This is a genomic window from Bacillus sp. FSL H7-0578, assembly GCF_038630855.1.
GTDB lineage: Bacteria > Bacillota > Bacilli > Bacillales > Bacillaceae > Bacillus > Bacillus safensis.
Window position 1 is genome coordinate 2,382,766 of the sequence record NZ_CP152045.1, and the last position, 24,108, is coordinate 2,406,873.

Below are 24,108 nucleotides of genomic sequence, written 5' to 3' on the forward strand. Positions count from 1 at the left end.
TAAATAGACCAGAAGCAATTATATCATACTTTCAGCCAACTTTCATTTACGGGTTCTGAGCATGATAGAAGGACGAATCCCTTTTCTATTTGAAGAAATTTCGGTACTCTATACAAACAAGACATTGCTATAGGAGAGATAATTATGAAACCTTTAGCGTACCGGATGCGCCCAAGTCATATTGAAGACATTATTGGGCAGGAGCATCTTGTTGGAGAAGGTCAAATTATTAGGCGAATGGTCGAGGCAAAACATTTATCCTCGATGATTTTATACGGACCGCCGGGCATCGGCAAAACATCGATTGCAACCGCGATTGCTGGCAGTACAAGTATTGCTTTTCGAACGCTGAATGCGGTCATTCATAACAAAAAGGATATGGAAGCTGTTGCCGCTGAAGCGAAAATGAGCGGCCAGGTGATCCTTATTTTAGACGAAGTCCACCGGCTTGATAAAGGAAAGCAGGATTTTCTTCTTCCTTATTTAGAAAATGGCATGATCATTTTAATTGGGGCAACGACGGCTAATCCCTACCATGCGATCAATCCTGCCATTCGAAGCCGGACACAAATATTCGAGCTGAAGCCGCTTGAAACAGAGCAAATCAAAGCTGCGTTAACAAGAGCCTTACAGGATGAGCATCGAGGGCTTGGCGGCTATGAGGTGACAGTGGACGATGAAGCGATGAATCATTTTGCCAATGGATGCGGAGGAGACGTGCGTTCTGCTTTAAATGCACTCGAGCTCGCTGTCCTATCGACAAAAGCTGATGAGACAGGGCATATCACAATCACTCTTGCCGCAGCAGAAGAATGTTTACAAAAAAAGAGCTTCTCACATGACAAGAATGGTGATGCTCATTATGATGTCCTCTCGGCTTTTCAAAAATCCATTAGGGGATCTGATACAGATGCGGCGCTGCATTACCTTGCCAGACTGATCGAAGCAGGAGACCTTGAAAGCATTACAAGGAGATTACTCGTGATGGCTTACGAGGACATTGGCTTAGCCAGTCCGCAGGCTGGCCCCCGCGTGTTAAGCGCAGTACAAACAGCAGAAAGAATCGGTTTCCCAGAAGCACGGATTCCACTGGCGAACGCAGTGATTGAGCTGTGTCTTTCTCCTAAGTCTAATTCGGCATATAAGGCGATTGATGCGGCACTTGGTGACATTCGTACAGGGAAAATTGGAGAAGTTCCAGTTCATTTAAAGGATGCTCACTACAAAGGCGCCACAGCACTCGGAAGAGGCGTCGATTACTTATACCCGCATGATTACGAAAACGGCTGGGTGAAGCAGCAATATTTACCTGATCCGCTGAAAAACAAGCAATACTATGTACCGAAACAAACCGGAAAATTTGAAGGTGCATTGAAACAGGTCTATGAAAATTTAAAACGCCAGAAATAAAAAAAGCCCCCTGCATTTCAGCAGGCGGGCTGTTTATTTATCCTTCACACGTGTAATTGGAATATCTTTTAAAAGCTTCATAATGACATGACCACCCATGATCAGTCCGGCAACAGACGGAACGAATGCATTGGATGATGGCGGCATTTGCGCCTTGCGAATCTTCGCTTCATCATTTCCAACTTCTTTTCTGACATCTTCGCGAATGACAATTGGACTTTCATCAGAGAAAATGACTTCAATTCCTTTACGAATCCCTTCCTTACGCAGACGTGTTCTCACAACTTTTGCAATAGGGTCGGTATGTGTTTTTGAAATATCATCAATTTTGAAGCGTGTCGGATCTGTTTTGTTCGCAGCTCCCATACTTGAAATGATGTTCACACCTCGTTTCAGACACTCTTTCATTAAATGAATTTTATAGTGAATGGTATCTGAGGCATCAATGACATAATCAAGCGGATACTCAAAAAATTGCTCGTATGTTTCCTCTGTATAAAACATCTTCAGCGCGACAACTTCACATTCTGGATTAATATCAGCGATTCTCGCCTGCATTAAGTCAACCTTTGGCTGGCCAACTGTTGATAGCAATGCTGGAAGCTGACGATTTACATTTGTAATATCAATATCATCTTTATCAACAAGAACAATACGGCCAACGCCTGAACGAGCGAGTGCCTCAACTGCGAATGAACCAACGCCGCCCACACCAAGCACTGCAACTGTACTGTTTTTTAGTATATTTAAGCCTTCCTTGCCAATGGCAAGCTCGTTTCTTGAAAACTGATGTAACAAGTGCCTCACTCCACCTTTATTTAAAATGAATCGAAAGAATCATATCATATTCAGACTTCTCCGTCATCCTTCTCTAAAAGAAAAAAACACAAAAAAGTCCCGATGACGCCGCCAGCATTTCCTTCGTTTTGAACCCCGCACCATGCAGGTGGGTGCTTTCTTCCTGACTTTATAAGTCCTCTAAAGAGGCATTTATGCAGAAAGGAAAGGCAAGCTCCCGTATAAAAAAATGTTCGGTCAAAACTAGGTAACCACCGTACGTATCAGGACTTTATTTATTATTGATGAAAGCATATCATAGGCATATTTCTTTTTCAAGCGTTTACATACCTATAAACATGCGCCTATTTTACTGTTTTACTTTTGTTTTAATCGCTAAACTCAGCTCATCAAGCTGCGCCTCGCTTACATGGCCAGGGGCATCTGTGAGAACGCAGCTCGCACTTGCCGTTTTTGGGAATGCAATCGTATCTCTTAAGTTAGAGCGGCCTGCAAGCAGCATCACTAAACGGTCAAGACCCAGCGCGATTCCGCCATGCGGAGGAACACCGTGCTCAAACGCATCCAGCAGGAAGCCAAATTGTTCGTAAGCTTCTTCTTTTGAAAAACCAAGTAAGCCAAACATTTTTTCTTGAATGTCCTTTTCGAAAATACGAATAGAACCTCCGCCAAGCTCGTAGCCATTCAGCACAAGATCGTAAGCCTGTGCCTTCATGTCTTCCGGGCTTGTTTCAATTAATTCAAGATCCTCGCGAACTGGCATTGTGAATGGATGATGGGCAGCATAGAAGCGGCCTTCTTCTTCATCTTTTTCAAGCAGCGGCCAATCGACAACCCATAAGAAATTGAATACAGACTCATCGATCAGTCCAAGCTCTTTACCAAGTTTTAAGCGAAGTGCACCAAGCGCATCATGGACAACAGACGTCTTATCTGCAACAAAAAGTAAAAGGTCGCCTTCTTCAACTTGCAGCTGTTCTTTTAATTCAGCTTGCTTTGCTTCATCAAAGAATTTAGCGATCGGACCTTTTAATTCAGTCCCTTCTGCTTTTAGCCAAGCTAGACCTTTTGCACCGTAGTTCGCTGCAAATGCACCAAGTGCATCAATGTCTTTTCTTGAGTAGTTCGCTGCAGCCCCTTTTACATTGATGGCTTTCACAGACCCACCATTTTTCACAGCTCCGCTAAACACTTTGAAATCGGAGTCTTTTACCGTGTCTGAAATGTTCACCAGCTTCATCTCAAAGCGTGTATCCGGCTTATCAGATCCATAAGAATTCATCGCTTCATCGTATGTCATACGAGGTAATGGCAATGTAAGGTCTACTCCTTTGACATCTTTCATCACCTTCGCCATCATCTCTTCAGCAAGCGTCATGATATCCTCTTGACTCATAAAGGACATTTCAATATCGACTTGTGTAAATTCCGGCTGACGGTCAGCACGCAAGTCTTCATCTCTAAAACAGCGGGCAATTTGATAATAACGGTCCATTCCAGAAACCATCAGCAATTGTTTAAATAATTGCGGAGACTGAGGCAATGCATAAAATTCTCCCTCGTGTACACGGCTTGGAACAAGATAGTCACGCGCACCTTCTGGGGTACTTTTCGTTAAAATTGGTGTTTCAATGTCTAGAAAGCCGTTGTCGTCTAAGAAATGGCGGAATGCTTTTGTGACTTCATGTCGCATTTTCATTGTTTCAAACATTGCAGGGCGGCGAAGATCCAGGTAACGATATTTTAAACGAACATCTTCTGATACCTCATCTGCTTGATCTGAAATCACAAAAGGAGGAGTCTTCGCTTCATTTAAAACGGTGACCGTTTCGACTTGAATTTCAATTTTGCCCGTTTTTAAATTTGGGTTGATCGTTGCTTCTTCTCTTGCAACAACCGTTCCTTTAATATCAAGGACATATTCATTACGAATTGATTCTGCTGTCTCAAGCGCCTCTTTTGATAGGTCTGGATTGAAGACAACTTGTACAATCCCTGTACGGTCGCGCAAATCAATAAAGATTAATCCGCCTAGGTCACGCCTTTTTTGAACCCATCCTTTTAATACAACTGACTGACCGATTTGGTTTTCTGTTACTTCTCCACAATAAAAAGTTCTACCAAACACAAACATTCCACTCCTTCTTTACGCTTTCTGGTGGGCCTTCAACATTTGAATCAGCTCATCAAGCTTCACTTCAATTTGTTCACCCGTTGTCGTATCTTTCACATTCACAATTTGCTGCGCAAGCTCATCTTCACCAAGAACTGCAATAAATTTGGCTTTTAATCGATCAGCCGCTTTAAATTGTCCTTTTAGTTTCTTCCCTGTATAGTCCATTTCACTTGAGATACCTTCTTTTCTCAGACGGTTTAATAATGAAACAGAATAATCCTTCGCTTCATCTCCGAGAGCAGCAATGTATAGATCAATACCATCTTGCAGAGGAAGCTCAATTCCTTCAGCATCGATCGCAGATAAGAAACGCTCAATACTCATCGCAAATCCGATCCCTGGTGATTCAGGACCGCCAATTCCTTCAACGAGCCCATCATAACGGCCGCCGCCGGCTAATGTTGTAATCGCACCAAAGCCTTCTGCATTACTCATGATCTCAAATGCTGTGTGATTGTAGTAATCAAGACCGCGTACTAAATTTGGATCAACGACATACTCAATGCTTATATCCGATAAGTATTGTTTAACCTTTTCAAAATAAGTCCGCGATTCTTCATTTAAGAAATCTTGAATGGATGGAGCTGTTGCCATCAATTCATGATCACGATCCTTTTTACAATCAAGAATACGAAGCGGATTTTGATGTAAACGCGTTTGACAGTCGTGACAGAATTCCTCAATTCTTGGCTCAAAATGCTCGACCAGTGCTTTGCGGTAGTCTGCACGGCTCTCTTTGTCACCAAGGCTGTTAATGACGAGCTTTAAGTTGGAAAGACCTGCTTTCTCATACACACTCATCGCAAGCGAAATGACCTCAGCATCAATGGCAGGATCTTTGGAACCAATCGCTTCTATCCCAAATTGATAAAATTGACGATATCTTCCTGTTTGCGGACGTTCATAGCGGAACATTGGTCCGATGTAATACAGCTTTGTTGGCTGAGCAGGCTGTGCAAACAATTTATTTTCAACATAAGAACGGACGGTTGAAGCTGTTCCCTCTGGACGAAGTGTGATGCTGCGTCCTTTTTTATCTTCAAATGTGTACATCTCTTTTTGAACGATATCAGTTGATTCGCCTACTCCCCGTGCAAACAGCTCAGTATGCTCAAAAATCGGTGTGCGGATTTCTTTGTATTGAAAGGCTGCACATGTATCTCTCGCAATTTGTTCAACATACTGCCAGCGTTCTGACTCTCCAGGTAAAATATCCTGTGTGCCTCTTGGAATATTAAAACTCATTTTTCGTCCTCCTACGACCATCATTCATTTTTTATGTGGACATATAAAAAACCCCCGCCTCTACTATGTGTATAGTAGGGACGAGAGTTATACCCGTGGTGCCACCCTAGTTGGAACATGATCCAGCCATGTTCCCGCTCAAATCCTTAACGCAGATTCACGTTCTCCGCCTATTGACTCATTTTTAGAGCGTTCAGCAGGAAACCTACAGAGTGTTCTTTCGTGATAAATGCCATGCGGATTCGCTTTCAGCCTAAGGCGATTCCTCTCTGCTCACGCAATTTACCCTACTATTCTCTATCATCAGTTCCACATTTTAAATTTTCAAGTGTGTTGATTTATATTATAATAAGGTCGGTGCTGCCACTCTGTCAACCCTTGCCGTGCCTCTTTTTCTTTTCCAGCTCTTCTTTTGACGTACATCCGTATTCAGATGCGGTCTCTTCAAGGAAGCCTGGCTGATCCATTTCGTCGTGCTGCCAGCGGTCGATATCACGATGTCCATTATATTGCACTCGTCCTAATTTTCTGCTTAATCTCATGTTTGTACATCCTTTTATCACATTTTTATTTAGTATAAACAGATTGATTCATTTTTATTAGGGAAACTGCAAGGAATTCATCCACTACATAACGAATTAACATTCATCGGTTTTACAAGGGAGGGGAAAACACCGTTTTGAATCTGAAAAAACACAATCAAATGATGATGCTGCTTACTTGTTTTGTTCTCATCGCGAGTTCTTTGCCTATGACACATGCTACAGCACAAACAGATCAAGCTGTTGTCGCAACAGATGAAATCAATGTGAGAACGGGCCCTGGTTTAAGCTATGGAATTGCAGCTGTTGTAAAACGCGGCGAAAGTTATCCCATTCTCACTGAACAAGGAGAATGGGTGCAGATCCAATTATCAAACGGACAAAAAGGCTGGGTCGTCTCATGGCTGATTACCACATCATCCGGCGCTCAAAAATCCGCGAAGCCAAAGGCGCAAGGTCAAAGCACGGCTGGAGGCAGTACAATTACATCGACAGCTTCCGATCTTCGCATCCGGACAGGCCCTGGGACTTCCTATCAAGTGATTGGTACTTTCCCGCAAGGTGCTACCGCTAAAAAGCTCGAGACAAGCGGCGAATGGACGAAAATTTCGTATAAACAAGCAGAAGGCTGGGTTCACTCTGATTATGTTTCAGGGGGGCAGAAAACTTCTCAATCAAGCTCCGGCGAGTCCTCTCGCTCTAACCAGACAGGCACAGTTGGCGTATCGAGCTTGAATGTAAGGCAATCGGCCGCACCAAATGCACAAGTCGTCGCTTCACTTGCCCGCAACACACAGATCACCATTTTGCGAGAGCAGAACGGCTGGTATGAAATTGAGGGGAAAGGCGTAAAAGGCTGGGTTGCAAGCTATTACATTGTCACAGGCAAAGGAGCAGGCTCTGCACCTGAAAAGAGTTCATCCTCTTCGGCTTCTGAACAAAAAGCGTACATTGTCTATGATGGCACCAATATTCGAAAAAGCGCTTCTACCTCTGCTGGGATTGCAGAAAGAGCAACAAAAGGAGCTGCCTATCATATCGTTCGGACGCAAGGTGACTGGTACGAGGTGACACTATCAAACGGCGGAACCGGCTATGTGGCGAGCTGGGTCGTTCAAACGAAGAAAAATAGCAGCGACGCGCCAAGACCTCAGCAGGATTCATCGTCTGGAACTGGTTCTTTAAAAGGAAAAACGATTGTTCTTGATCCTGGTCATGGCGGAAAAGACAGCGGCACAATCGGCGCAGACGGTGCTTTTGAAAAGAACATCACCATCAAAACCGCCAATTTACTGGCAGGCAAATTAAGGGCTTCTGGTGCAAATGTATATTTAACAAGAAGTGATGATACCTTTATCAGCCTTCAATCAAGGGTGGCAACATCTCATTACCGAAATGCAGATGCATTTATTAGTCTTCATTACGATAGTTTTATGGATCAAAGTGTTAGAGGAAGTACAGCGTATTATTATCAAGCAGCAAAAGATCAGCAATTAGCGTCAAGCGTTCATTCAGAAGTCGCAAAACGCTCTCAAATCCCTGATAAGGGTGTCAAATTCGGAGATTACTTTGTTTTAAGAGAAAACAAACGCCCTTCCCTTTTATATGAACTCGGGTATTTAAGCAATCCTCAGGAGGAAGCGATCATTTATAGCGCCTCTTACCAAGAACGAGTCACAGAAGGAATGACTGAAGGATTAAAACAATATTTCCGTTAAAAAGAAAGAGGCCACTGCGCCTCTTTTTTGTTTATCCGCAAAAGAAAAAGACTCTAAACAAACTCCCGCACGAGTTCATCTACAGTCTAAAGAGAATCTATTCTTTGCTGTCCATCAAGATCGTGACTGGTCCTGAATTGGTCAATGTCACGTCCATCATCGCACCAAAACGGCCAGTTTCCACATGGATGCCTTTTTCTCTAAGGGTTTTATTGAAACATTCATAAAGCGAGTTAGCTGCATCCGGCTTGGCGGCTTTCATAAAATTCGGCCGTCTGCCCTTTCTCGTATCACCATATAGGGTAAATTGCGATACAGACAGAACGCTTCCTTTTATGTCCAATAATGAACGATTCATTTTCCCATTTTCATCTTCAAAAATACGTAAATGTGCAAGCTTTTCAGCTAAGTAAAGCACATCTTCTTCTGTATCTTCGTGTGTGACACCAACAAGCACCATATATCCTTCGTTGATGGCACCTGTGATCTCTTCTTCTACCTTCACAGATGCATTTGTCACACGCTGCACAACAAGCCTCATAGACGATATACTTCCTTTCTAATTCATGAATCGGCGAACAGAGTAAATGTCTTTGATTTGTTTAATGCGTTCGACCACTTTGTGCAAGTGATTAATATTTTGGATAAAGATCGCCATATGGATCGTCGCCACTTTGTTACGATCAGACTTCCCAGAAACAGAGGAGATGTTCGTTTTGGTTTCGTTGACTGCTTGAAGCACCTCATTGAGTAAGCCGCGTCTATCATATCCTAATATTTCAATTTCCACATTGTATTCTTTACGGTTTTGAGCAGGCTGCTCATGCTCCCACTCGACGGGAATTAACCGCTCCTGTGCTTCTCCTGTCTTCACGTTCGGACAGTCGTCGCGGTGAACAGATACGCCTCGGCCCTTCGTAATAAAACCGACAATGCTATCGCCAGGAACAGGATTACAGCACTTAGATAAGCGGACAAGCAGGTTATCAATTCCTTTGACCCTTACGCCAGCTTCCCGTTTTTTCCCGTGATACGTCTTTGGCTCCACCGTCACTTCTTGAACGGTTTTCTCTTGCTCTTCTTGATCTCTTTGTTTTCTTTCTTTTTCCGTTAAACGATTGGCGACCTGCAGTGCAGTAATGCCGTTATATCCAACTGCTGCATACATGTCCTCTTCGTTTGAAAAATTAAATTTGTCAGCCACTTTTTGCAGGTTTTCAGCGGTCAGAATGTCTTTGACATCAAACTCAAGGTTTTTGATCTCTTTCTCCACGAGCTCTCGGCCTTTTTCGACATTTTCTTCACGGCGCTGTTTTTTGAAAAACTGTCTGATCTTGTGCTTCGCTTGGGAGGTTTGGGCAAGCTTGACCCAATCCTGACTTGGCCCGTAGCTGTGCTTTGATGTCAGAATTTCAATAATGTCACCTGTTTTTAGTTTGTGATCGAGTGTGACCATCTTGCCATTGACCTTGGCACCGATCGTTTTATTCCCAATTTCCGAGTGAATCCGGTAAGAGAAATCAATTGGAACTGAGCCCGACGGCAGTTCAATGACGTCTCCTTTTGGAGTAAACACAAACACCATATCAGAGAAAAGATCAATCTTTAACGACTCCATAAATTCTTCTGCATCTGTGGATTCGTTTTGAAATTCAAGAATTTCTCTAAACCAAGAGAGCTTCTTCTGGAAGACCGCTTCTTCCGTTGATTCTGCTGACTCTTTACCTTCTTTGTATGCCCAGTGTGCCGCAATCCCGTATTCTGCGATTTCATGCATTTCCACTGTACGGATCTGAACTTCAAGCGGATCGCCTTTTGGTCCAATCACCGTTGTATGAAGAGACTGGTACATGTTCGGCTTTGGCATCGCAATATAATCCTTAAACCTGCCTGGCATCGGCTTCCAGCACGTATGGATAATCCCGAGCACAGCATAACAGTCTTTAATGCTGTCAACCAAAATACGAACGGCAAGCAGATCATAAATTTCATTAAACTGCTTATTTTGCAAGACCATTTTGCGATAAATACTATAAATATGTTTTGGTCTGCCGGAAAATTCAGCCTTGATGTTTACCTCAGACACGCGGTCTTTCACTTCATTGACAACCTCGTCCAAGTATTCCTCACGTTCCGCTCGTTTGCGCTTCATCAGATTCACAATCCGGTAATATTGCTGCGGATTTAAATAGCGGAGTGCTGTATCTTCAAGCTCCCACTTAATCTTTGAAATCCCTAATCTGTGCGCAAGCGGTGCAAAGATTTCAAGTGTTTCATTTGAAATTCTCCGCTGCTTTTCCTGCGGAAGATGCTTGAGCGTTCTCATATTATGAAGACGGTCTGCCAGCTTAATCAAGATCACGCGGATATCCTGCGCCATTGCAACAAACATTTTTCGATGGTTTTCGGCCTGCTGTTCTTCTTGTGATTTATATTTAATCTTCCCGAGCTTTGTGACACCATCAACAAGCATTGCTACTTCCTCGTTAAAATGCTCTTTTAAATCCTGTAATGTCACATCTGTATCCTCAACTACATCGTGCAGGAAACCGCCTGCAATGGTTGATGGGTCCATTTCAAGATCAACAAGAATACCCGCCACTTGAATTGGATGGATAATATAGGGCTCACCAGATTTCCGGTATTGCTCCTTGTGTGCATTTTCAGCATATTCATATGCTCGCTCTATAAATTGAATATGTTCAGCGGACAGGTATTCTCTTGCCTTGTCAATGACCTGCTGCGCCGTTAAAACTTGTTCGTTCGCCATGGAATCACCTTTTTAAATGAAAACTGTATTGTAGTTTATTATCAAGAAAAATTCGATAGATGTAAAGAGAAGAAGTCCGCTAAAAGATTTTTGATAGGAAAAAAGCACCCTTCTTACTGAGTGCTTTTTACGAAAACTCCATTAGTATTGCATTAACGTCATGATGTCGTAGCCGTCAAGCTTCTTTCTGCCGTCCAGATACGTCAGTTCAATCAAAAATGCAATCCCTGCCACAACGCCGCCTAATTCCTCTACAAGCTTAATGGACGCTTCAATTGTTCCACCAGTCGCAAGTAAGTCATCTGTAATCAGGACACGCTGACCAGGACGAATCGCATCTTTATGAATCGTTAATACATCTTTACCATATTCCAAGCCGTAATCGACTTTAACGACTTCACGAGGAAGCTTTCCTTCTTTACGAACCGGTGCAAAACCTACACCAAGTGCGTATGCTACAGGGCAGCCAATAATGAATCCACGCGCTTCAGGTCCAACAATGAGATCAATGTCTCTTTCCTTCGCGTAATCAACGATTTGATCCGTTGCATAACGGTACACTTCGCCTTTATCCATTAACGTTGTAATATCTTTAAATTGTACACCTTCCTTTGGGTAGTCAGGTACAACTGTCACATATTGTTTTAAATCCATCTTTTCCTTTTCCTCCTCGTACGTCAAAGCACAGGTGAGACTTCGCTCATCATGCTATTCAGCCATTCCTTCAGCTCTTTAGCTGAGGAATATGTTAGTGTTTGATCGAGTTCCATCAATCGTTGTTTTGCTGTATAGGATGCTGATGCCGTTAAATCTTTTTTAGGGGCATCAAGTACTATTGACAGCACACCATTCTCTATTTTAACAAAACCGAGTTCAAAAAACACCTTTGTCATAAAAATGATTGTATCTTTTGTCCAGCCTCTATGTTTGGCAAGGTCCATTCCTTGTTCTTTGATAGGAAAACTTCCCCGTTTAAACAAGAACCCATAAAACCATTTGAATTGGTCACGGCTTGGGAAAGAGGACATAAAATGATCTTCTTTTCTTTGAAAAACCGTATAAATTCTGGCAGGCTTTTGATTTTCTAAAAGCTGCTTCAGCAATTGCTCATCTGCGGGAACATCCGCAAAGACCACATATTTGCCCTGTACATCAAACGTTGATACATTTTCTGCATGAACATGATGAATGGGGATATCGACGTCCTGTTTTGTTGCTTCATCAAAACAGACAACCAAAGATTTTTCTGAATCAAGTGTCGAGACTTTCTTCTCCCAATCCTTTTTCCCGCGCAGATCAAACAGCTGCCATTCATCAACTCGTGCATCTTTTAGCATCAGCTGGGGCTTCTTCCGGTTATTCCATTCATTGACGGACATTTCTCCAATCACGGAAATGCGGCTTCCTGGAACAATTTCTTCTTTTAATTTCCCTTGGTGAAAACCGACACAGTCAAGCAGCTTGTCTTCGTCTTTCAGAGACATTTTAATATGGTTGTGATTTGCCCCAATCGTTCGGATATCTTCAAGCTTCGCATCTTCAATCATAATGAACGGTTTTGGGTTTGACATACCGAATGGTGACAGCATCCCCGCTTCCTCAATCGCTTCAACCGTCAATTCGTCTACCTTGCACACGGCATCGACCCGCTGTATTGGAATAAAATCTTCTTCCGTCAATGTTTCATTTGCATATTGATTTAATCTTTCCCTTAGTAAAGCGACATCATCCGCTCGAAGTGTCATCCCTGCTGCCATCGGGTGCCCCCCGAAATGCGGCAGGATGTCGCGGCATTTGCTTAGATGGAAAAACAGATCGAAGCCAGGAATACTCCGGGCTGATCCTTTTGCCATTTGCGTCTCTTCATCTATTCCAAGCACAATCGCCGGACGAGAAAAAGTATCCGTCAATTTAGAGGCAACAATTCCGACAACGCCCGGATTCCAGCCAGCTTTCGCTACAACGATCGCAGACTGGTCATCAGGCGTTTCTTCCACCATTTGAATGGCTTCTTCTGTGATCGTACTGACAATCTTTTGACGTTCTTTATTCAGTTCCTGTACAAAACGAGCGAGCTCTTCTGCTTCATCCTTATCCTCAGTCATCAGAAGATGAACGGCAGGATCTGCCTGTTCAATTCGTCCTACAGCATTCAGCCTTGGCGCAATTTGAAAGCCGACCGTTTCCTCATTGGCTTCTTCTAGAGTGGCTCCCGCTTCTTTCAATAACGCTTTCAGCCCCGGTCTATTCGACTGCCGAAGCTGCACAAGGCCTTTTTTGGCGAGCCATCTATTCTCATCATGAAGCGGTACAAGATCCGCGATTGTCCCGATTGCTGCAAGATCTAACAGCTGAACTGGCAGCTTCCCAAGCAGTGCATGCGCCACTTTAAACGCTACGCCTACACCAGCAAGTTCTTTAAAGGGATACTCACAGCCAGGCTGCTTAGGATGGACAATAGCAAGTGCCTCAGGCAGCTCCTCACTTGGTTCATGGTGATCTGTAATGATTAGGTCTAACCCTATTTCTTTTGCAATACGTGCTTCATTTACAGCAGCAATGCCTGTATCGACCGTGATGACAAGCGATGCTCCTTGCTCCTTGATATATCGAAATGCCTGTTCATTAGGCCCATAGCCTTCTTTAAATCGATCTGGAATATAAAAGTCTACTATCGCAGACCGCTCTTTTAATGTATGTAAAAGTACAGACGTACTTGTCACACCATCTGCATCATAGTCTCCGAAGATCACAATCGATTCCTGCTCTTCGATCGCTTTGTTGATGCGCTCTACTGCTTCTTTCATTCCTTTTAATAGAAATGGATCATGAAATTCGGCTTTTTGATCAAATAAAAAAGACCTCGCCTCTTCTACTTCTTCAAGTCCTCTTTTTACGAGAAGCGATGCAGTCAGCGCTGAAATATTCAGATTTTCAGAGAGTGATTTCACTTTTTCTTCGCTTGGATGTTCATATTCCCAGCGCATTTTGGATAATAACATAAATTCACCCCTCAACCACACTATTATACTAGAGTGGCCTGAGGGGTTTCAATTTTTATTTTATGAAATTGTGCTGGAAGATTATTTTTCCTTCCGGTCAAATGATGCTGGCTGTTCTTTTAAAGGCGTGACATGAGATTTTTTTTGAAGATCTTTGTCTGCCTTTTTCGTCGAAGCAGCAGGTGCAGCGGCTGCACGCTCAGCTTTTAATGCTTTTAGTTCACGTTTCAGTTTCACAATTTGGAAGATTCCTGCAAATGCCACAATCAGCCCGCCCATTAAAACTGAACCGATAATGACAAGGATCAGCGGCCATTCAGCCGTTCCAAATAAGTAGTGTACCTCGACAGGCCGTACATTAATCACGGCAAATACTGAGACAATTAATACGAAAATAAATGCGAGTATGATGGTCCATTGTTGTTTGTTCATCTACATATCCCCCAAGCTTTTTCTTTTATTCTTCCCTTTTCGCTGCCTTTTTTAAACACCGAAAGAAAGCAGTGGAAGAAAACCTATCAGCATGGGCATCATCAGCTGCTGAGTTTTTCTTTAATCAGATTCTTTAATTCTTTTCTTTCTCCAGAAATGACAAGGGTATCCCCTTCTTCGATGATGGTATCTGGTCCTGGATTTAAAATCTTCTCATGTGATTTTCTCACAATGGCGATGACTGTTACTTGATAGTTTTGGCGAACATTGAGGTCACCGATGCTTCTTTGAACAGCTGGTGCATTCTTTTCAATTTTAAACCATTCAATCACCAGTTCATCAATGGCTACCTCTACGGTTTCAAGCGCTTTCGGCTTATAGACCATGCCGCCTAAAATAGCCGCAATTTGTCTTGCTTCTTCATCGTTTAGCAGGATGCCAGAAATCGTTTCTTCATGGTCGTCCTCCTGAAAATGATACATTTCTCTTCTGCCGTCATCATGTGTAATGATGGCAAGCTTCTCATTATTTCTTGTGATCATTTCGGCTTTATGACCGATACCTGGCAGTTCAGTTTCCCGAACCTTCATAACAGCCCCTCCAATGAATAAAGCCAAATGCCTAAACAGACACTTGCTTTCTATACTGGTCTAAACGTAAGTCATTATAGCAAAAGACCATTTTAAGATCAATGAAACCCGAAATGTTTTTTCGAATCATCTTATTTTCAGAAAAATCGATAGAAAAAGACTGCCGAAAAAGGCAGTCTTTCTAGATTAAATATCTTGATCTGTATCAATCTTAGCTGGTTTTTTCAGCTCACGGCCTTTCCACATCAGCCAAATTTGTGCCGCGATATAAAGGGATGAGTACACCCCTGTTAATAAGCCGACAAGTAAGGCGATGGAGAAGTTTGTAATCGACGCTGATCCGAAGATAAGCAGTGCGACAACAACGACAAGTACAGTCAGCACCGTGTTGACAGATCGCGTAAAGGTTTGCTGTAAGCTTAAGTTCACAATGTACGATAGATCTTCAATGGTTTTCGGTTTACGTTTCTTCATTTGCTCACGAACCCTGTCGAAGGTAACGATCGTGTCGTTGATCGAGTACCCAATGACCGTGAGGATCGCGGCAATGAAGGTGACATCCACCTCTAAGCGCGTAATACTAAAGAAGGCGACAATAAAGAATGCATCGTACAGCAGTGAGATAATCGCCGCAATCGCCATCTTATACTCAAAACGGACGGATACATATAAAATGATCCCAATGGAAGCAATGATGACGGCATACAGCGCATTACGGGCAAGTTCTTTTCCGACAGTCGGTGATACTGTACTTACGTTCGGCTCAGTGCCGTATTTATCTTTGAAGTAATCCTTCACTTCAGCGATTTTTTCTTTGTTCGGCACCCCGACAAATCGAGCAGCTGCTTGATTTTCTTTTTGCCCCGACAGCACAACACTGTCTGCTTCAAGACCAAGCTTTTTAAAGTCTTGCTCTACTTGTGCAGTTGTCAGCTTGTGATCGCTTTGAACATCGATTCTCGTTCCACTAGCAAAGTCAATACCAGCATTGAGCTTGAAGATCGAAAGGACGATGATTCCCGCAATAGTAACAGCTATGGAGAAAATCATAAAGCCTTTACGTTTGCTGACGAAATCCCATTTATCAAATGGCGTTTTCGGTTCGGTATTTTCTGTTGTTTCGTGGATACTCATGATGTCTTTTTTGCGGACACCAAACCAGCCTTTTTTGCGGTCGAGCGCACGGCTTTCTACAAGCAGTCCAAGAAGGAATCTTGATAGGAATACAGCCGTGATAAAGCTTGTTAAAATCGAGAGGATGAGCATTGTTGCAAATCCTTTTACAGAGCTTGTCCCGAAGAAGAACAGCACTCCGCCGGCAATAATACTTGTTAAGTTTGCATCAAAGATGGTCGCAAATGATCTGCGGTTCCCTGACCTGAAAGCAGAACGGACAGATTTGCCGAGCTTCAGCTCTTCTTTGATCCGCTCATAAGTAATAATGTTGGCATCAACAGCCATCCCTACCCCTAGAATAAGTGCGGCAATTCCAGGCAGTGTCATGACCGCGCCCATCCAGTCAAACACTTGCAGCGTAATGTAGATATAGGCTGAGAGTGTGATGACAGCTATAAGACCAGGTAATCGGTAATAAAGCAGCATGAATAAGAAGATAAATGCGATTCCTACAATTCCTGCGAACACTGTTTCGTTCAGTGCTTGTTCACCAAACTGTGCACTCACAGATGTGGAATATTTTTCTGTTAATTTTACTGGCAATGCCCCGGCATTTAAAATACTTGCGAGGTCTTTTGCCTCTTGGACAGTAAATTTCCCTTCAATTTGTACGTCACTGCTGTTAATCTCTTGATTCACATTTGGTGCAGATACATACTTGTGGTTTGATTTTGAGACTTCTTTTTTGAATGAATCTCCTTTGTGATAATCAAGCCAAATGACAAGCTGGTTATTCGGCGCCATCGCCGCTACTTTTCTTGTGACGTCACCAAATTTTTTCGCATCCTTTAGTTTAACCGTCACAATTGGCTCATTCGTTTGACTGAATGTTTGTTTTGCACTGTTTTCGACTAGGTCAGCCCCGTTAAGAAGTTCTTTATCATTCGTATCTCTGAAGGATAGCTGTGCTTCAGTGGAAAGAATCTCCCTAGCTCTGTTTTGATCTTTTACCCCTGCAAGCTGCACACGGATACGATTATTGCCTTCAATCGAGATGTTCGGCTCACTTACACCTAGCACATTGGCTCTTCGGTTAAGAGCTTCCACTGTACTAACGAGAACACTATTTGTGATCTTGTCCTCTTTTTTCACTGGATGTACATCATACAGAACTTCAAATCCACCCTGTAAATCCAGCCCTAGCGTCATATCTTTCGCAACAGGCTTTGTCAGTAAGCCCACGCCAGTTCCGATTAACAGAACCACTAAGAAAAACGCAAGAATGCGCCCTTTTTTCATTATGTATTTCCTCCTTAAACACCTGAATCCATTAAGATGGCTTATTTCAACAGTTCATCAAGCATATTCTTGCCATCTTCACTGTCCAAAAAAGCAGACGTTTTAAACGACTGAACGGTTGCATAGTTCATAAATTCGCCTATTTTCACAGATAAAATATCTGCAACCATTTCATGAATCGGATACTCTTGTTTTTTCTTCCACTTCTTATTCTCTAAGTATGACCATAATTCCTCTAAATCTACATCTTTATAGCCCAAAACGATGAATTCTTCAAGCTTACTGAACAGAAAAGGCTTTAAATGGTCTTTGTATATAGCAGCTGGGTGTTGTGTCATTGCGTAGCTCCCCCTTTTCAGTTTTTTATCGAGAGACTTGTCATGCTTGGACGATATACACGCATATCTTATTGTATATGATTCTATGTCGTTTGAGAAGGCAGGTGATCTGTGATTTGACGAAGCAAACGTTTTTAAAGGGGACCATTATTTTAATTTTAGCAGGTTTTATCACGAGAATATTGGGTTTTGTCAATCGAATTGTCATTGCGAGGTTCATTGGCGAAGAAGGGGTCGGGCTTTATATGATGGCTGCACCTACCTTTTTTCTCGCCGTAACGCTCACACAATTCGGACTGCCTGTCGCCATTAGTAAGCTTGTCGCAGAAGCAGAAGCCCGGGGTGACAAACAGAAAACAAAACGTATTCTGGTCATGTCCCTTGCGATAACAGGAACACTCAGCCTGATATTCACGCCGCTCTTTTTATGGTTTGCGCCCATCATGGCAGAAAATATGCTGACTGATCCTAGAACGGTCTATCCACTGCTTGCCATTACACCCGTCGTACCAGTCATCGCCATTTCCAGTGTGTTAAGAGGCTATTTCCAGGGCAGACAGCAGATGAGCCCGCTTGCGATGTCTCAAGTTCTGGAGCAGGTCGCAAGAATTTCACTAGTGGCAGTATGTACAACGGCTTTCCTTCCTTACGGGATTGAATATGCGGCAGCAGGTGCGATGATTTCATCTGTGATTGGAGAGATGATTTCACTTGCTTACTTACTGATCGCCTTCCGCTATAAAAAGACGATTCGTATTCGAAAACGATTTTTTAAGGCGATTCATGACGGGAAGGACACGTTTAAACAGCTGATGAGCATTGCCCTGCCAACAACAGGCAGCCGTTTTATCGGGAATATTTCGTGGTTTTTAGAGCCGATTGTTGTCGCGCAAAGTCTTGCCATTGCTGGTTATGCAGCTGTAGAGGCGACAAGGCAGTACGGGGAGTTGACTGGTCTTGCTCTGACCCTTTTGACACTGCCTAGTTTTATTACGTATTCACTCTCCACTGCATTAGTTCCGGCGATCAGTGAAGGAATGGAGCAGAACAAACGTAAAACGGTCGAATACCGGCTGAAGCAGGCGATGCGCCTTTGTTTACTCAGCGGAGGCATTTCATGTATTATTCTTTTCGTTTACGCAGAAGATTTAACACTCTTTATGTATGGTTCATCGCACGCGGCCATTTATGTGAAATTCATGGCGCCATTTTTCCTTCTTTATTATTTTCAAGGGCCCCTTCAAGCCGTGCTTCAAGCACTCAATTTAGCTGGTGCGGCGATGACCAACAGCCTGATAGGTGCAATTGTGAAAACAGGGATGATTTTTGTCCTTGCTTCCCAGCCTGGCTTTGGCATTATGGGCGCAGCACTTGCGATCTTAATCGGCATCATCCTTGTCACGCTGCTCCATGCGGCAACTGTTGGAAAGGTGCTGCCTATTCATTTACCATTAAAGGAATATGGACTATGCGTCCTTGTGATTATCGGTACAGGGGCTGTCAGCCTTTGGCTGAAATCTCAAGTAGACGGACTCTTTTCTGCTCCTATTGAACTTGTGACGCTCATTTTTGTTACGTGCACGCTCTATGTCATTCTATTAATCTGCCTAGGGCTAGTGAAACGAGAAGAGCTGCGCCGCATCCCGTTCATTGGGAAGCTGTTTTAGCTCATCTCTTTTTGATCACTTCATCTTTCAAATCAATATAAAATGTTTTTTGATTAAAGCTGCAGTAAGAGATTTGATCGATATCATGATAGCCTCTTTTAGCAAGCTCATCTTTCAGCCACTGTTCATTTTGATTGATTTGCTTAAGATGGTCATGCTGCACGACACCGTCCGCAACAAGTGGAAGCTCAAGCGCTGCATGTTTGCGCTTGTTTTCTTTTTCGACAACGGCGAGCTTTCCAGACGGCTCTAAAATGGCGTAAGAGACATCCTGAATGCTGTCGATGTTATTTTCTCTTAATTGAATGAGAAGGTCATCAAAATTGTATCGCTGTTTTCTCATTGCACCCTCGTCTATTTTCCCATTGATGATGAGCAGGGCCGGTTTGCCGTCAAGAAAGCGCCGGACGCCTTGGAATTTCAATGAGAGGTAAGCAAGCGTGATTTGAATGAAGGTTAACAGCAGGATTGGCCATACCGTATGTAACATGTGATCCTCTACTTCTTCTATGGCGAGAACCGCAATTTCTGCGATCATCATAAAAATGACTAGATCTAAAATGCTCAGCTCGCCAATTTCCCTTTTGCCCATTAAGCGAAATATAAACCAAATAAGAAAATATAAAATGATGGTTCTCATGGAAATGATCAAGATATCCTGCATGTGATGTAAACCCTCCTTCTCCAACATAGCTTGTGTCAAAACACTTTATTTATGTAGAAAAGAAACGTCTGAAACATGTCTATTTTTTCTTCACTGTGAATACATTTTAGTAAAAGACAAGCTTCGTTCAATTGGAGAGGAGACGAATCTACATGCAGGAAACGAAACATATTGGAAAAGGCATTTTATCCGGCTTAATTGCCATTTTTGTCGTGATGGTTGTCACAAGTTTACTTGTGTCGCTCATGCTTACATTCACAAGTATGCAGGAAACATCATTTAAATGGATGATTATGATTTTGTCCTTTTCTGCCCTTTTATTAGGAGGCATCATTTCTGGAGGGAAAGCAAAGGAGCGTGGCTGGCTGATTGGTGCGGTCACGTCTATCATTTTTTCCCTCACTGTATTTCTATTTCAATATTTGGGATTTGGAAAAACGTTTTCACCAGAGCAGTTTATCTATCATGGAGCATTTTTAGGCATTTGTATGCTGGGGGGAATGATTGGCGTCAATCTTCGAGGCAAATAAAAAAAGAGCGGTTATATCGCTCTTTTTTTTATGGCTATGTATCAGAGGATTAGCCTTTGTCAGCTAATTCTCTAATAGCACGACGATCGAAAGTTAAACGGTTGTTTTCGCTTGTTTTGATGACCACTTTTGATTCATCAATTGAGTCGATTTCACCGTGTAAACCACCGATTGTGACGATTTTATCGCCTTTTGATAAAGATTGCTGCATCTGACGCACAGCTTTCTGTTGCTTTTGCTGTGGACGGATTAACAAGAAGTAAAGCACAGCAAACATGACAACAATCATAATGATTGAACCCATACCACCATCCATTCTATTTCACCCCTTTCTAAAGCATTGTAAAGCCTTTCGTTTATGCGTTAAAAGTTTTTCGCATTCGGTTTGTTAAAGCCGTAACGCTCAAAAAACTCTTCTTTAAAATCACCTAAACGATCCTCACGGATAGCTTCTCTCACTTGCTCCATTAATTTTAACAGAAAATGAAGATTATGATAAGTTGTTAATCGAATTCCGAACGTTTCATTTGTTCTGATGAGATGTCTAATATAGGCGCGTGTATAGTTTTTACATGTATAGCAGTCACAGTTTTCATCGATTGGTCTAAAGTCACGCTCATATTTTGCATTTTTCACAACAAGACGGCCTTCACTTGTCATCAAGGTGCCGTTTCTTGCAATTCGCGTCGGCAGTACGCAGTCAAACATATCTACACCGCGAATGGCGCCGTCAATTAAGGAGTCTGGTGAGCCGACACCCATTAGGTACCTCGGCTTGTCTGCCGGTAAAAATGGTGTTGTGAACTCTAGTACACGATTCATCACATCTTTTGGTTCCCCTACAGATAAGCCTCCGATGGCGTAACCTGGGAAATCAAGTGAAACAAGGTCTTTTGCACTTTGTTTTCGAAGCTCTTCGTATTCTCCGCCTTGGACAATCCCAAACAGCCCTTGATCTTCAGGACGCTGGTGCGCTGTTAGACAGCGCTCTGCCCATCTGCTTGTCCGCTCCACAGAACGTTTCATATAATCGTACTCTGCAGGATACGGCGGGCATTCATCAAATGCCATCATAATATCAGAGCCAAGTGCATTTTGGATGTCCATGGCTTTTTCAGGAGATAGGAACAGCTTGTCTCCGTTTAAATGATTACGGAAGTGAACGCCTTCTTCTTCAATTTTTCTAAATTCACTCAATGAAAAAACTTGGAATCCGCCTGAATCTGTTAGGATGGCTCGATCCCAGTTCATAAATTTGTGCAGACCGCCTGCTTCCTTTACGATATCGTGACCTGGACGGAGCCATAGGTGGTACGTATTGCTTAAGATGATGCCTGCATCCATAGCCTTTAATTCTTCAGGCGCCATTGTTTTGACTGTAGCCAGTGTACCTACTGGCATAAATACAGGTGTTTCAAAGGAGCCGTGCGGTGTATGAACGCGGCCAAGACGTGCACCTGTCTGTTTACATGATTTAATGAACTCATAACGTATCGGTAATTGCGACAAAAATGAGCCCTCCTGTCTTTGTTGTATGATGTTATTGAATCAGCATGGCATCGCCAAAGCTGAAGAATCGGTATTCCTCTTTAACAGCCTCATTGTACGCTTTAAGTACGTGCTCTCGTCCAGCTAATGCGCTGACAAGCATAATTAACGAGGATTTTGGCAGATGGAAATTCGTGATCATGCCGTCAATTGCCTTGAATGTATAGCCAGGGTAAATAAAGATCGACGTCCAGCCGCTTGAGGCTTTGAACTCACCATCATGTGCACTTGCAATGGTTTCAAGCGTTCTTGTTGACGTTGTGCCGACTGAAATAATCCGCCCGCCTTCCTTGCGAATGCGGTTAAGCTCATCAGCTGTTTCTTCATTCATTTCATAAAACTCTGCGTGCATTTCGTGTTCTTCAATACGTTCTGCACTTACCGGACGAAATGTGCCAAGCCCTACGTGCAGCGTAATGAAAGCAATGTGTACACCTTTCGCTTTCAGCGCATCCAGCAGCTCGGTTGTAAAGTGGAGACCGGCAGTTGGCGCAGCAGCGGAGCCAACCTCTTTTGAATAAACGGTTTGATAGCGTTCACGGTCGTCAAGCTGCTCTTTAATATATGGAGGCAGCGGCATTTCACCAAGGGATTCAAGCACTTCATAAAAAATGCCTGTATATTGAAACTCGACTTTTCTTCCGCCATGTTCCATTTCCTCTGTGCATACTGCTTTGAGCCGTCCATCACCAAACGTGATAACCGTCCCTTTTTTCACCCGTTTGGCTGGTTTGACAAGTGTTTCCCAGTTGTCTCCCTCTTCTTGTTTCAATAGAAGCAGCTCTACTTTGGCACCTGTATCCTCTTTCATACCAAACAGACGTGCAGGCAGAACGCGCGTATTGTTTAGAACGAGACAATCACCCTTTTGAAAATAATTGATGATTTGTGAGAATGTATCATGTGTAATCGCACCCGTTTGTTTGTTTAAGACCATCAGTCTTGATGCATCTCTTTTTTCAAGCGGCACTTGTGCAATCAATCTTTCTGGTAAATCAAAATCAAATAGTTCTAGCTTCATTTCCTTCACCTATTCTGTAGTTAACTAGTTAACGTTATTTCATCCGTCCAAAGATATTAAGTAATATGGTTAGTACGATGCTAATGACAATGCATATAATGACAGGAAAAAAGAACGTTACATTTCCTTTTTTCACAAAAATATCACCTGGAAGCTTACCAACCAATTGAAATACTAATCCTGCGGCAAAAAGGACACCACCTAAAATCATTAATATTTTAGGGAATTCAGTCACGAATCGGAACCTCCATTTGAAAATGTTCATACGCTTCTCTTGTGACGACCCGCCCTCTTGGTGTTCTTTGCAGGAAACCAATTTGCAGTAAGTACGGTTCGTACACATCTTCAATCGTATGTGATTCTTCTCCAATTGTTGCTGAGATCGTATCAAGCCCAACAGGACCGCCTCTAAATTTTTCGATCATACTTAAAAGCAGCTTATGGTCTATATGATCAAGGCCAAGCCTGTCGACTTGAAGACGCTCTAGGGCATCTTCCGCAATATCCTGCGTAATGGCATGATTCCCAAGCACCTGCGCAAAATCTCTTACTCTTCTGAGCAAACGATTGGCAACCCTCGGTGTTCCCCGGGAACGTCTCGCAATCTCTTCAGCAGAGCGAATATCGATCCCAATCTCAAACAGCTCGGCTGTTCTTGCCACAATGTGAGCCAAATCTCTTTGTTCATAGTATTCCAATCTTGCATGTACCCCAAACCTATCACGAAGCGGCGCTGTTAACAGCCCGACACGGGTTGTTGCACCTACAAGCGTAAATGGCGGTAAATCAAGCCGTACAGAGCGTGCTGTATCTCCTTTTCCAATGACAATATCTAAACAAAAGTCCTCCATTGCTGGGTACAGCACTTCTTCAATTGAGCGCTGCAAGCGGTGAATTTCATCAATAAACAATACATCACCTGGCTCAAGAGATGTTAAGATGGCCGCCAAATCACCAGGACGTTCAATCGCTGGTCCTGACGTTGTACGCAGCTGAACATTCATTTCATTGGCAATGATCGACGCAAGCGTTGTTTTCCCAAGTCCAGGAGGTCCATATAAAAGGACGTGATCAAGCGTTTCCTGCCTCATGCGGGCAGCTTCAATAAATACGCTGAGGTTATCCTTTACTTTTTGCTGACCGATATATTGGCTAAGTGTCTGTGGCCGCAGACTTTGCTCAATGGCTGATTCATGGTTGTCTGCTTCAGTTGAGACGAGCCGTTCATCCATGAGACATCAC

At 43.0% G+C, this 24,108-nt stretch carries 22 protein-coding genes, 1 other RNA gene and 1 other annotated feature; of the genes, 4 read left to right on the forward strand and 19 right to left on the reverse strand.

What is annotated here, in order from left to right:
• The first annotated feature begins 144 nt into the window (after positions 1–144).
• Positions 145–1,410 carry a replication-associated recombination protein A gene (locus MHB41_RS12275; RefSeq protein ID WP_025092426.1) on the forward strand — a complete coding sequence of 422 codons (1,266 nt, stop codon included), beginning with the start codon at positions 145–147 and terminating at the stop codon, positions 1,408–1,410.
• Between the two features lie 33 nt (positions 1,411–1,443).
• Here the strand turns inward: MHB41_RS12275 and MHB41_RS12280 are convergent, their stop codons facing one another.
• The 5 genes from MHB41_RS12280 to MHB41_RS12300 form a co-directional block, all read right to left on the reverse strand.
• Positions 1,444–2,208 (reverse strand): tRNA threonylcarbamoyladenosine dehydratase, encoded by a 765-nt coding sequence (locus MHB41_RS12280; RefSeq protein ID WP_024423127.1) that lies wholly within the window; start codon positions 2,206–2,208, stop codon positions 1,444–1,446.
• A 92-nt stretch (positions 2,209–2,300) separates the two neighbouring features.
• A non-coding RNA gene (gene ssrS, locus MHB41_RS12285) (6S RNA) lies at positions 2,301–2,481 on the reverse strand.
• A 76-nt stretch (positions 2,482–2,557) separates the two neighbouring features.
• On the reverse strand, positions 2,558–4,336 hold the full coding sequence (gene aspS / locus MHB41_RS12290) for an aspartate--tRNA ligase (RefSeq protein WP_139142201.1): 1,779 nt from the start codon (positions 4,334–4,336) through the stop codon (positions 2,558–2,560).
• Positions 4,337–4,354: 18 nt separating this feature from the next.
• A complete protein-coding gene (hisS, locus tag MHB41_RS12295) occupies positions 4,355–5,629 on the reverse strand; it encodes a histidine--tRNA ligase (protein ID WP_217008790.1) in 1,275 nt (424 codons plus the stop codon).
• 73 nt (positions 5,630–5,702) lie between these two features.
• Positions 5,703–5,942: a binding site (T-box leader), on the reverse strand.
• A gap of 58 nt (positions 5,943–6,000) precedes the next feature.
• Complete coding sequence (locus tag MHB41_RS12300) at positions 6,001–6,171, reverse strand: YrzK family protein (protein WP_003216250.1); 171 nt, start codon at positions 6,169–6,171, stop codon at positions 6,001–6,003.
• Positions 6,172–6,308: 137 nt separating this feature from the next.
• Here MHB41_RS12300 and MHB41_RS12305 point away from each other — a divergent pair, with 137 nt between their 5' ends.
• On the forward strand, positions 6,309–7,889 hold the full coding sequence (locus tag MHB41_RS12305; RefSeq protein ID WP_217008789.1) for an SH3 domain-containing protein: 1,581 nt from the start codon (positions 6,309–6,311) through the stop codon (positions 7,887–7,889).
• A 97-nt stretch (positions 7,890–7,986) separates the two neighbouring features.
• On the opposite strand, the gene dtd is transcribed toward MHB41_RS12305, so the two are convergent.
• The 8 genes from dtd to MHB41_RS12345 form a co-directional block, all read right to left on the reverse strand.
• Positions 7,987–8,430, reverse strand: a complete 444-nt coding sequence (dtd, locus tag MHB41_RS12310; RefSeq protein WP_034279904.1) for a D-aminoacyl-tRNA deacylase — start codon at positions 8,428–8,430, stop codon at positions 7,987–7,989.
• A gap of 18 nt (positions 8,431–8,448) precedes the next feature.
• Positions 8,449–10,659 carry a bifunctional (p)ppGpp synthetase/guanosine-3',5'-bis(diphosphate) 3'-pyrophosphohydrolase gene (locus tag MHB41_RS12315; protein WP_034279902.1) on the reverse strand — a complete coding sequence of 737 codons (2,211 nt, stop codon included), beginning with the start codon at positions 10,657–10,659 and terminating at the stop codon, positions 8,449–8,451.
• Between the two features lie 141 nt (positions 10,660–10,800).
• The gene (locus MHB41_RS12320) at positions 10,801–11,313 is read right to left on the reverse strand and encodes an adenine phosphoribosyltransferase (RefSeq protein ID WP_034279900.1); all 513 of its coding nucleotides are present in this window, start codon (positions 11,311–11,313) and stop codon (positions 10,801–10,803) included.
• Between the two features lie 23 nt (positions 11,314–11,336).
• Positions 11,337–13,661, reverse strand: a complete 2,325-nt coding sequence (gene recJ / locus MHB41_RS12325) for a single-stranded-DNA-specific exonuclease RecJ (RefSeq protein ID WP_217008788.1) — start codon at positions 13,659–13,661, stop codon at positions 11,337–11,339.
• Positions 13,662–13,742: 81 nt separating this feature from the next.
• Positions 13,743–14,093, reverse strand: coding sequence for a lipopolysaccharide assembly protein LapA domain-containing protein (locus MHB41_RS12330; protein WP_024423135.1), 351 nt, complete (start codon positions 14,091–14,093; stop codon positions 13,743–13,745).
• Between the two features lie 101 nt (positions 14,094–14,194).
• On the reverse strand, positions 14,195–14,683 hold the full coding sequence (locus tag MHB41_RS12335) for a cation:proton antiporter regulatory subunit (protein ID WP_041115109.1): 489 nt from the start codon (positions 14,681–14,683) through the stop codon (positions 14,195–14,197).
• Between the two features lie 186 nt (positions 14,684–14,869).
• A complete protein-coding gene (gene secDF / locus MHB41_RS12340) occupies positions 14,870–17,098 on the reverse strand; it encodes a protein translocase subunit SecDF (protein WP_034279892.1) in 2,229 nt (742 codons plus the stop codon).
• A gap of 41 nt (positions 17,099–17,139) precedes the next feature.
• Positions 17,140–17,436 (reverse strand): post-transcriptional regulator, encoded by a 297-nt coding sequence (locus MHB41_RS12345; protein WP_003216788.1) that lies wholly within the window; start codon positions 17,434–17,436, stop codon positions 17,140–17,142.
• A gap of 116 nt (positions 17,437–17,552) precedes the next feature.
• On the opposite strand from MHB41_RS12345, the gene spoVB reads away from it, so the two are divergent.
• Positions 17,553–19,103, forward strand: a complete 1,551-nt coding sequence (gene spoVB / locus MHB41_RS12350; protein ID WP_046311918.1) for a stage V sporulation protein B — start codon at positions 17,553–17,555, stop codon at positions 19,101–19,103.
• A gap of 1 nt (position 19,104) precedes the next feature.
• Here the strand turns inward: spoVB and MHB41_RS12355 are convergent, their stop codons facing one another.
• Positions 19,105–19,767 carry a DUF421 domain-containing protein gene (locus MHB41_RS12355; RefSeq protein WP_034279889.1) on the reverse strand — a complete coding sequence of 221 codons (663 nt, stop codon included), beginning with the start codon at positions 19,765–19,767 and terminating at the stop codon, positions 19,105–19,107.
• Positions 19,768–19,919: 152 nt separating this feature from the next.
• On the opposite strand from MHB41_RS12355, the gene MHB41_RS12360 reads away from it, so the two are divergent.
• A complete protein-coding gene (locus MHB41_RS12360) occupies positions 19,920–20,297 on the forward strand; it encodes a TIGR04086 family membrane protein (protein ID WP_340900085.1) in 378 nt (125 codons plus the stop codon).
• Positions 20,298–20,346: 49 nt separating this feature from the next.
• On the opposite strand, the gene yajC is transcribed toward MHB41_RS12360, so the two are convergent.
• Genes yajC through ruvB form a run of 5 tightly spaced genes read right to left on the reverse strand, consistent with a single transcriptional unit; the run spans position 20,347 to position 24,098 of the window.
• Positions 20,347–20,613: a preprotein translocase subunit YajC gene (gene yajC, locus MHB41_RS12365; RefSeq protein WP_008360993.1), complete on the reverse strand. Its 267-nt coding sequence runs from the start codon at positions 20,611–20,613 to the stop codon at positions 20,347–20,349.
• A 47-nt stretch (positions 20,614–20,660) separates the two neighbouring features.
• Positions 20,661–21,806: a tRNA guanosine(34) transglycosylase Tgt gene (tgt, locus tag MHB41_RS12370; protein ID WP_024423141.1), complete on the reverse strand. Its 1,146-nt coding sequence runs from the start codon at positions 21,804–21,806 to the stop codon at positions 20,661–20,663.
• Between the two features lie 31 nt (positions 21,807–21,837).
• Positions 21,838–22,866 (reverse strand): tRNA preQ1(34) S-adenosylmethionine ribosyltransferase-isomerase QueA, encoded by a 1,029-nt coding sequence (gene queA / locus MHB41_RS12375; RefSeq protein WP_034279883.1) that lies wholly within the window; start codon positions 22,864–22,866, stop codon positions 21,838–21,840.
• Positions 22,867–22,900: 34 nt separating this feature from the next.
• Positions 22,901–23,101 (reverse strand): DUF2905 domain-containing protein, encoded by a 201-nt coding sequence (locus tag MHB41_RS12380; RefSeq protein WP_340900083.1) that lies wholly within the window; start codon positions 23,099–23,101, stop codon positions 22,901–22,903.
• Complete coding sequence (gene ruvB / locus MHB41_RS12385; protein WP_024423143.1) at positions 23,094–24,098, reverse strand: Holliday junction branch migration DNA helicase RuvB; 1,005 nt, start codon at positions 24,096–24,098, stop codon at positions 23,094–23,096. The genes MHB41_RS12380 and ruvB overlap by 8 nt, the downstream gene beginning before the upstream one ends.
• Positions 24,099–24,108: the final 10 nt, after the last annotated feature.

What these genes read in the sequence shown, in the direction of transcription:
- MHB41_RS12355 (WP_034279889.1), bottom strand. Translation starts at nt 19,767, where the DNA reads ATGCAGGATATCTTGATCATTTCCATGAGAACCATCATTTTATATTTT.
- MHB41_RS12360 (WP_340900085.1), top strand. Translation starts at nt 19,920, where the DNA reads ATGCAGGAAACGAAACATATTGGAAAAGGCATTTTATCCGGCTTAATT.
- queA (WP_034279883.1), bottom strand. Translation starts at nt 22,866, where the DNA reads ATGAAGCTAGAACTATTTGATTTTGATTTACCAGAAAGATTGATTGCA.
- MHB41_RS12345 (WP_003216788.1), bottom strand. Translation starts at nt 17,436, where the DNA reads ATGACACAACACCCAGCTGCTATATACAAAGACCATTTAAAGCCTTTT.
- yajC (WP_008360993.1), bottom strand. Translation starts at nt 20,613, where the DNA reads ATGGATGGTGGTATGGGTTCAATCATTATGATTGTTGTCATGTTTGCT.
- hisS (WP_217008790.1), bottom strand. Translation starts at nt 5,629, where the DNA reads ATGAGTTTTAATATTCCAAGAGGCACACAGGATATTTTACCTGGAGAG.
- MHB41_RS12335 (WP_041115109.1), bottom strand. Translation starts at nt 14,683, where the DNA reads ATGAAGGTTCGGGAAACTGAACTGCCAGGTATCGGTCATAAAGCCGAA.
- recJ (WP_217008788.1), bottom strand. Translation starts at nt 13,661, where the DNA reads ATGTTATTATCCAAAATGCGCTGGGAATATGAACATCCAAGCGAAGAA.
- MHB41_RS12320 (WP_034279900.1), bottom strand. Translation starts at nt 11,313, where the DNA reads ATGGATTTAAAACAATATGTGACAGTTGTACCTGACTACCCAAAGGAA.
- secDF (WP_034279892.1), bottom strand. Translation starts at nt 17,098, where the DNA reads ATGAAAAAAGGGCGCATTCTTGCGTTTTTCTTAGTGGTTCTGTTAATC.
- MHB41_RS12330 (WP_024423135.1), bottom strand. Translation starts at nt 14,093, where the DNA reads ATGAACAAACAACAATGGACCATCATACTCGCATTTATTTTCGTATTA.
- MHB41_RS12275 (WP_025092426.1), top strand. Translation starts at nt 145, where the DNA reads ATGAAACCTTTAGCGTACCGGATGCGCCCAAGTCATATTGAAGACATT.
- dtd (WP_034279904.1), bottom strand. Translation starts at nt 8,430, where the DNA reads ATGAGGCTTGTTGTGCAGCGTGTGACAAATGCATCTGTGAAGGTAGAA.
- ruvB (WP_024423143.1), bottom strand. Translation starts at nt 24,098, where the DNA reads ATGGATGAACGGCTCGTCTCAACTGAAGCAGACAACCATGAATCAGCC.
- MHB41_RS12315 (WP_034279902.1), bottom strand. Translation starts at nt 10,659, where the DNA reads ATGGCGAACGAACAAGTTTTAACGGCGCAGCAGGTCATTGACAAGGCA.
- MHB41_RS12300 (WP_003216250.1), bottom strand. Translation starts at nt 6,171, where the DNA reads ATGAGATTAAGCAGAAAATTAGGACGAGTGCAATATAATGGACATCGT.